At 70.8% G+C, this 7032-nt stretch carries 8 protein-coding genes; 7 read left to right on the top strand and 1 reads right to left on the bottom strand.

Annotated elements, in window-relative coordinates; translation table 11 throughout:
- Positions 1 to 125 precede the first annotated feature (125 nt).
- Complete coding sequence (locus AB0O07_RS29205; protein WP_365638715.1) at positions 126 to 416, top strand: hypothetical protein; 291 nt, start codon at positions 126 to 128, stop codon at positions 414 to 416.
- Between the two features lie 65 nt (positions 417 to 481).
- Positions 482 to 880 carry a hypothetical protein gene (locus AB0O07_RS29200; RefSeq protein ID WP_365638757.1) on the top strand — a complete coding sequence of 133 codons (399 nt, stop codon included), beginning with the start codon at positions 482 to 484 and terminating at the stop codon, positions 878 to 880.
- A 40-nt stretch (positions 881 to 920) separates the two neighbouring features.
- On the opposite strand, the gene AB0O07_RS29195 is transcribed toward AB0O07_RS29200, so the two are convergent.
- The gene (locus AB0O07_RS29195) at positions 921 to 1316 is read right to left on the bottom strand and encodes a hypothetical protein (protein WP_365638713.1); all 396 of its coding nucleotides are present in this window, start codon (positions 1314 to 1316) and stop codon (positions 921 to 923) included.
- 46 nt (positions 1317 to 1362) lie between these two features.
- On the opposite strand from AB0O07_RS29195, the gene AB0O07_RS29190 reads away from it, so the two are divergent.
- From AB0O07_RS29190 to AB0O07_RS29170, 5 genes are all read left to right on the top strand, one after another.
- Entirely contained in the window at positions 1363 to 2169 is an 807-nt protein-coding gene (locus tag AB0O07_RS29190; protein ID WP_365638711.1) for a hypothetical protein, read from the top strand.
- An 86-nt stretch (positions 2170 to 2255) separates the two neighbouring features.
- Positions 2256 to 3452 (top strand): phage tail protein, encoded by a 1197-nt coding sequence (locus AB0O07_RS29185; RefSeq protein ID WP_365638709.1) that lies wholly within the window; start codon positions 2256 to 2258, stop codon positions 3450 to 3452.
- Positions 3449 to 4756, top strand: a complete 1308-nt coding sequence (locus tag AB0O07_RS29180) for a tape-measure protein (protein WP_365638707.1) — start codon at positions 3449 to 3451, stop codon at positions 4754 to 4756. The genes AB0O07_RS29185 and AB0O07_RS29180 overlap by 4 nt, the downstream gene beginning before the upstream one ends.
- 74 nt (positions 4757 to 4830) lie before the next feature.
- The gene (locus AB0O07_RS29175) at positions 4831 to 5799 is read left to right on the top strand and encodes a phage tail protein (protein WP_365638705.1); all 969 of its coding nucleotides are present in this window, start codon (positions 4831 to 4833) and stop codon (positions 5797 to 5799) included.
- Between the two features lie 79 nt (positions 5800 to 5878).
- The gene (locus AB0O07_RS29170; RefSeq protein ID WP_365638703.1) at positions 5879 to 7027 is read left to right on the top strand and encodes a hypothetical protein; all 1149 of its coding nucleotides are present in this window, start codon (positions 5879 to 5881) and stop codon (positions 7025 to 7027) included.
- The last annotated feature ends 5 nt before the right edge of the window (positions 7028 to 7032 follow it).

Below are 7032 nucleotides of genomic sequence, written 5' to 3'. Positions count from 1 at the left end.
GCCCCCCCGCGGGGGGGGGGGGGGGGGCCCCCCCCCCCCCCCCCCCCCCCCCGCTCCCCACCCCCCGCTCCCCACCCCCCGCTCCCCGCTCCCCCGCCCCACCATCACTTCATGAGGAGAGACAGATGGCTTCCTTCAATGTGAACGCGGCGCGCGCGCAGCGCCTCGAAACGCTCGGCCGGACCTGGTCGTTCGAGCTGGACGGCGAGACCTTCGAGCTCCCGACCGAGCTGGGCCGCGCCACCGCCAAGGCGCTGCGCGGCCTGGACGACAACGACGTCGACGGGCTGCTCGAACTGCTCCTGGGCGAGCAGCAGTTCGCCCGCTTCACGCAGCACGACATCACCGTCCAGGACATCGCCGCGATCCTGGAGGCGTACGGCAAGGAGACCGGGCTCGGCCTGGGGGAAGGCTGAGCCTCGTCGCGTTCGTGGACGAACACGCCGAGGCCCTCGAAGCGGACCTCCTCCGGCACTACGGCGTGGACCTGCTCGACTGGCACCGCGGCCGGCTCTCCAGCCGCCGGCTCGCGGTGCTGGTCAAGCACATGCCACGGGACAGTGCCCTCACCCACGAACTCCACGGCGAGGAAGCCGACTGGTCGGTCACCGACCATCTCCTCGCCGCCGCGGTGGACCATCTGGCGGCCGCGAACTGGATGTTCGCCACGGTCAACACCGACGAGAACGCCGACCCCCCGGACCCGCCCGTCCCGGTCCCCCGCCCCACGGACCCACTCCCCGGCCACCCCGCCGAACTCACGGAACCCCCCGCTCCACCGGCCTCCGCCGCCTCCGCCGCCTCCGCCGTCTCCCCGCAACGGGACCACCCCGCCCCGGACAACCCGTCCCGCGCCGACCTGGTCCGCTTCTTCACCTGACGGCGGCGGGAACGCGGCCCCGAAAGCCGGCCCGTCGGCTTCAGAACGGCATGAACAGAAGGCGGATCACCAATGCCGAGAGCAACACGGCCATCACCACATAGACATAACCCTCGGAAGCCGCGACAGGCGGGCGGCTGACGTTCCCCGGCCGTCGCGGGTCACAGACAAGCCGAACCTCTTGCCCAAGGCTCGCGATACGGCCTGATTTTCCACCGCCGATGGTTCGCTCGTAGGTCTTTCCATCGGGCCCTTTGTAGCGGATGACGGAGGATGTGGGCTTCTCCGCCACACAGGTGCCGGTTATTTCCGTGCCCCGACGCCTCAAGGAAAACAAATTCCTGGCCAGCACAACGAAAAACACCACGGCGGAAATGAGGACAGCCGTCCCTAAGAACCAGTAGATGAATTCGACCAGCCCGAAGTCTTCTCGCATGCGCGCGACAGTACCACGCGACAGCATGGAGAGAAAGGGGAAGCGGATGACGGACAGCCCCACCACGAAGGAGCTCGAAGAGAAGCTCAAGGAATCGTTTTCCTTGATCACCGGCCAGATTCAGCACCTGGCAGCGGAACAGAATTCCATCACGCTCGGCATCATCGATACACTCAAGCCGCTGCAAAAAGAGGTGGCCAACCTCAGGACGGAGGTGGCCAACCTCACGGCCAACCCTGAATGGCTGGCCAGCCATCTGCTTGAAGGAAAGCCTTTCAGTGCCTCCAACCAATTCGAGTACTTCAGCAATCAGGTATTCAAATGGGACCTGGAGGCCGTCGCTTTCACTCCCACCGGTCTCACGCTTTTCGGGGCGGAAGTGGTCAAGTTCCCCTGGGTGGAGAGACTCCGCCAATCCGGACTCGTCTCCTGGATCCAGGAGAAGCTGCCAGGCTGGCTGCATGCCCCCGACACCCAGGCGACCCACGAAGCCGAAATAGAGCAGTTGGCGCAACGCGCGCATACACGCATCGACAACATGCTTCAGATGCAGGAAACACAGCAGCAAAAAATCACGCAAACGTCCACCTCCATGGGACGGCAATTGGGTATCCTCCGCGGCTCGATCTCACAGACCAGAGGCGTTGCCGAAACCGCCAAATCCCTCGCGAAGAGCGCCCACACCCGTATCGACGGCATCAACCGTGCCCAGCAGGGGCGGCAGCAGCGCGCGGAGGCCGCGGCGGGCCGGCCGAGTGTGGCCGCGCAGGACCCGAAGAAGCTGAAGGACGCCGCCGAACAGATCCGGGCCCTTGAGTCGCGGGTCAACGAACTCGCGCGAGCGCTGGCGTGAGCCGCGAGCCGCGAGCCGCGAGCCCTGGGCCGTTCCGGCCCGCCCGCACCGCACCGCCCCGCCCCCCTTCGATTGGTGAGTGAACCATGTCCCTCGCAAGCTCTCTGGGGAGAGTTTCCACCTCGCTGAGAGGCTTCAAGACCCAGGCCGACGCGGCCGGCGCGGCGACCGGGAGCCTTCAGAGCAAGGCCCAGGCCGGCAGCCGGGAGATCGGCAGGATCAAGAGTTCCGCCCAGACCTCCGCACGCGAGCTGAGCGGCCTCAAGTCCAAGGCCGACAGCGCCGCGTCCTCGCTCACCAAGGCCGGGCAGGCCGGTCAGAAGGGCGGGACGCAGGTCGGAAAGTTCAAGTCCGGGGCCGACAAGGCGTCCAAAGGCATGAACGGGCTGAACAAGTCGATGAAGGGCAACCTCGTCGGCGTCCTGCTCGCCCTGCTCGCGCCGCTGATCGAGAAGGTGGTCGAGATGGCCACCCGGTCGAAGACCATGCAGAAGGTGATGAAGACCGCCTTCGACGCGATCAAGAAGGTGATCAGCGCGGTCATGAGCGCGATCGGCCCGATCATGAAGAAGGCCGGCTCGCTCATCAAGTCCGTCTGGAACGGCATCAAGTCGGCCGTCACCGCCGTCGTCAAGGCGGTCGCCACGGTCATCAAGACATACTTCAACGCCTGGAAGACGGTCATCACCACGGCGATGAACGCCGTGAAGAGCGTGATCTCCAGCGTCTGGAACGGCGTCAAGAAGATCATCTCGCCGGTCGTCTCCTGGATCAGGAACGTCGTCCCGCAGGCGTTCAGCACCGTCAAGAACAAGCTCTCCTCCATCTGGGGCGGCCTCAAGGGGATCGCCTCACGGGCCTTCAACTCCGTGAAGAGCGCGGTGAAATCGCCGCTCAACGGGGTCATCGACCTGATCAACTCCGCGATCGGGAAGCTCAACGGCATCAAGGTGTCGATCCCCGGCTGGGTCCCCGGCGTCGGCGGGAAGACCTTCGGGGTCAACCTGCCGACCATCCCCCGGCTCGCCGAGGGCGGCATCGTCACCCCCCGGCGCGGCGGCGTCGCCGCCCTGGTAGCGGAGGCAGGGGAGGCGGAGGCGGTGCTGCCGCTCTCCAAGCTCGACCGGCTGCTGCGGCACACCGCACGCCAGGGCCGGGCCCAGGCGCTCGCCGCCGGGGCGGGCGGCGGCGGGCTGCTCATCGAGAACTACCACGAGGCCGCCGGCAGTGACCTCCGCGAGACCGCGATGGCCCTGATGTTCCTCTCCAAGGCCCGCGGATGAGCGCCGCCACCGCCGGAGCCACCACCGGAGCCGGCCCCCTGCGGGATCCCCTCGCCGGGGTCGCCACCGCCCTAGCCTCCTTCCGTACCTGGACCGGCCAGAGCGGCTCCGCCCTCCGCTCCCTGCGCGACCGCGCCCAGCGGGCCGCCACAGCGGCGGGCCGGATCGCCTCCGCCGCCGACCCGGCGGCGAGCGGCCTCCGCCAGGTCAGGACCGGGGCGGACGCCGCCGGACAGGCGGTCGCCAAGGCCGGCCGGTCCGCCGGGAGCGCGGCCACCCAGATCCGTACCGGCGGCAACAAGGCCAGGTCCGCCACCGGCGCGCTCTCCCCGCTGGCCACCGGCGCCGGGCTCTTCGGCGGCCTGGCGGAGAAGCTCGGCTCGGGCGCGGGGGCCGTCGGCAAGATCATGGGACCGCTCTCGACCGGGCTCACCGTCGCCACCGGTGCCATGACCGCCGTCAACGTCGCCCTCCGCGCCAACCCCCTGGGCTTTGTGATCGGCCTGGTCACCCCGCTCGCCGCCTATCTGATCGACCTCGCCGTCAACTCCGACACCGGCCGCCGCATCCTGAAGCAGGTCTTCGACCAGGCCCTCAAGGTGGTCCAGGGGATCTGGAGCTTCCTGAGCCCGGTCGTGAAGCTGTACGCGAAGACCGTCACCACCGCCTTCACCACCGTCCGTACGGTCATCGGCGCCGTCCTCAAGGTGCTCGGCCCCGCGCTCACCCAGGGCTTCAACGGCGCCCGTAACGCGCTCTCCACCGCGACCCGCGCCCTCAGCGCGCTCTTCCGCTCGCCGTGGAACGCCCTCAAGGCCGCCGTCCGGCCGGCCGTCGACTGGATCCGCGAGGACATCCCGCGCGGCTTCCAGCGGGTGAAGGACGCCATGTCCCGCACCCTGGACGGGCTGAGCGGCTTCCTCACCACCGCCTTCCAGAACCTGCTCGCTGTCGTGAAGGGCCCGCTCAACGGCCTGATCTCGTTCGCCAACTGGGTCATCGACGGCCTCAACAGCCTCAGCTTCTCGGTCCTCGGAAAGAAGTTCGGGATCGACCTCCCGAAGATCCCCGAGCTGGCCGAGGGCGGCATCGTGCTCCCCGCGGCCTCGGCCACCGGCGCCGCGCACCCCGCCGTACTCCCGCTCTCCGCGCTCGGCCGGCTCCGGCCCGCCGAACCGGGCCACCGGGCCCCGGCGGGACGCCCCGGGCACCGCACCGTCCTGCCCTGCTACGAGGAGCCCGCGGGGCGCAGCGCGCTCTTCATCGCCGAGGACCTGCTCTTCCTCCACCGGACCGCCGCGTGACCACGGCCCTGACCACGGCCCTGACAACAACGGCTCCACCACGAAGCTCCGCTACGAAAACGAGGTGACGGCCCATGGCCGAGACCACCGCATACCAGGAAGACCTCTCCCCCGGCTCACTGATCACCCGCGACGGGCAGATCCAGTGGGCCGGACTGCTGCTCGGCCCCGGTACCCCCTTCCCGGTCGACCGCGCGGGGATCAGCGGCTGGGACGACCTCCCCGGCATCGATGTGGGCGATGTCCCCCGCCCCGACCAGCACGGCTCCTGGCCCGGTTCGCGCTGGGCGCAGCCCCGGCTGATCGACGCGACCGTCTGGCTGCTGCCCCCGTCCCGCGACGAGGCCCGCGCCACGCTCCGCGAGTTCCGGGCCGGCACCGGCCTGGACGGGGCCGAGCGGTGGCTCGCGGTCCGGCTGCACGGGGAGACCCTGGCGGTACGGGCCCGGATCAGCCGCCGTGTCGTACCGCAGGACCGTTCGTTCGTCCTGAGCGGCACCTCGAAGACCAGCCTCCAGTGGACCGCCACCGACCCGCGCCGCTTCGGCGCCGACGAACAGCGGGCCCGCACCGGGCTGCCCGCCCCCGAGCCGGGCCTCGACTGGCACCCCGGAGCCTCGGAGGACGGCCCCGGCGACGGACCCGACGGTCCCGGCAGCGGTCTCGGCTGGCCGCTCGACTGGGGTACGGCCGGGACGAACGGCTCCCTCACCGCCGTCAACTCCGGTGATACGGCGGCCCATCCGCTGATCGAGTTCCGCGGGCCCGTCCGCCGCCCCTCGCTGACCCGGCTCTCCGACGGCCGCCGGCTCCAGTACGACATCACGCTCGCCGCCGACGACGTCCTGACCGTGGACACCTGGACCGGGACGGTGGTCCTCAACGACACCGCCTCACGCCTCTACACGGCCACCGCCGCCTCCGCCCCCGAGCAGCTCTTCCTCCTGGAACCCGGCGAGACCGCGCTGGCCTTCCGCTCCGAGGACACCGCGCCCGACCCGGCGGCGCGGGCGACCGTGCGCTGGCGCCACTCGCACTGGTGACACGGGCGCCCTGTCCCGCCCTCCCGTCACCTCCGCCCCTCCCAAACCACCCTTCCGACGGACGACTTACGGAGATCCCATGCCCATCCGTTCCGCCTGGCTCCTCAACCGCACCGACGACGCCACCGGCACCCCCACCGGCCAGTCCCGTACCGACACCCGCCTCGCCCCCCTCGGCACCATGGCCCCCACCGGCCGCCTCACCACCCGGAGCGGCGTCGTCCCCGGCTCCCCCGACGGCAAGTACGTGCTCTCCGGGCTCTACGTGTTCGGCGAGGCCGCCGGCATGACCCTGACCGTCGCCTCCGGCCGCGCCGTCGTCCAGGGCGCCGAGGCGGCCGGCGCGTACCCCGTCGCCGTCACCGAGTACACCTCCCTCCTCCTCGACGACGGCGACCCGGCCAACCCCCGGATCGACCTCGTCGTGCTCCGCGTGTACGACGGGACGCAGGACGGCGGCGAGCGCACCGAGGCCGCGCTGGAGGTCCTCGTCGGCGAGGCGAGGGCCACCCCCGAGCCCCCGGAGATCCCGGCCGGCGCCCTGCCGCTCGCCTCCGTCCTCGTCCCGGCCGGCGCCTCGGCCGGCAACGGCGGGATCAACTGGGCCTCCGCCGTCTCCGACCTGCGCCGTACCACCGTCGCGGTCGGCGGGATCATGCCCGAGGAGTGGGCCAGGGCGACCCCCGGCGCCTACCCGGGCCAGTACCGGGACGCCGGCGCGGCCGGCCTCCAGCGCTGGGACGGCGCCGCCTGGCAGCCGTACCCGCCGGTGCCGCGCTGGCGGGACTGGACCCCGGCCTGGACGACCTCCAACGGCCAGGCGACCCCGGCCTACGGCAACGCGACGGTGAACTGCCGCTACGTCCAGCTCGGGACCGTGGTGCACGGGACCTTCGACATCCTCTTCGGCTCGACCACGAACTTCGGCAACGGCGCCACGTCCAGCACCAACTGGCGCTTCAGCCTGCCGGTGGCGGCCGCGGCGGCCACCCAGGCCGCGGGCTTCGCCGGGCTCGTGGGCACCAGCAGCAACAACAAGGACCGGTACGCCACCCGGGTCCGGCTCACCACCGTCAGGACCCTGGAACTGGAGCTGGCCTCGGGCTCCAACGGCCCGCTGGAGGGCCCGTACGGCGGCATCGTCGACGCCCTCACCCCCTGGACCTGGGTCGCCGGTATGCGGATCTCCGGCACCTTCACCTACGAGGCGGCGGAGGCCGCCCTGTGACGCCG

It is taken from the genome of Streptomyces sp. NPDC093085 (genome assembly GCF_040683935.1).
In the GTDB taxonomy this organism is placed as follows: Bacteria; Actinomycetota; Actinomycetes; order Streptomycetales; family Streptomycetaceae; genus Streptomyces.
The sequence above is the reverse complement of the archived record's forward strand: the minus strand, read 5'-3'. Positions and strand labels throughout refer to the sequence as shown.

What these genes read in the sequence shown, in the direction of transcription:
- AB0O07_RS29205 (WP_365638715.1), top strand. Translation starts at nt 126, where the DNA reads ATGGCTTCCTTCAATGTGAACGCGGCGCGCGCGCAGCGCCTCGAAACG.
- AB0O07_RS29180 (WP_365638707.1), top strand. Translation starts at nt 3,449, where the DNA reads ATGAGCGCCGCCACCGCCGGAGCCACCACCGGAGCCGGCCCCCTGCGG.
- AB0O07_RS29190 (WP_365638711.1), top strand. Translation starts at nt 1,363, where the DNA reads ATGACGGACAGCCCCACCACGAAGGAGCTCGAAGAGAAGCTCAAGGAA.
- AB0O07_RS29185 (WP_365638709.1), top strand. Translation starts at nt 2,256, where the DNA reads ATGTCCCTCGCAAGCTCTCTGGGGAGAGTTTCCACCTCGCTGAGAGGC.
- AB0O07_RS29175 (WP_365638705.1), top strand. Translation starts at nt 4,831, where the DNA reads ATGGCCGAGACCACCGCATACCAGGAAGACCTCTCCCCCGGCTCACTG.
- AB0O07_RS29195 (WP_365638713.1), bottom strand. Translation starts at nt 1,316, where the DNA reads ATGCGAGAAGACTTCGGGCTGGTCGAATTCATCTACTGGTTCTTAGGG.
- AB0O07_RS29170 (WP_365638703.1), top strand. Translation starts at nt 5,879, where the DNA reads ATGCCCATCCGTTCCGCCTGGCTCCTCAACCGCACCGACGACGCCACC.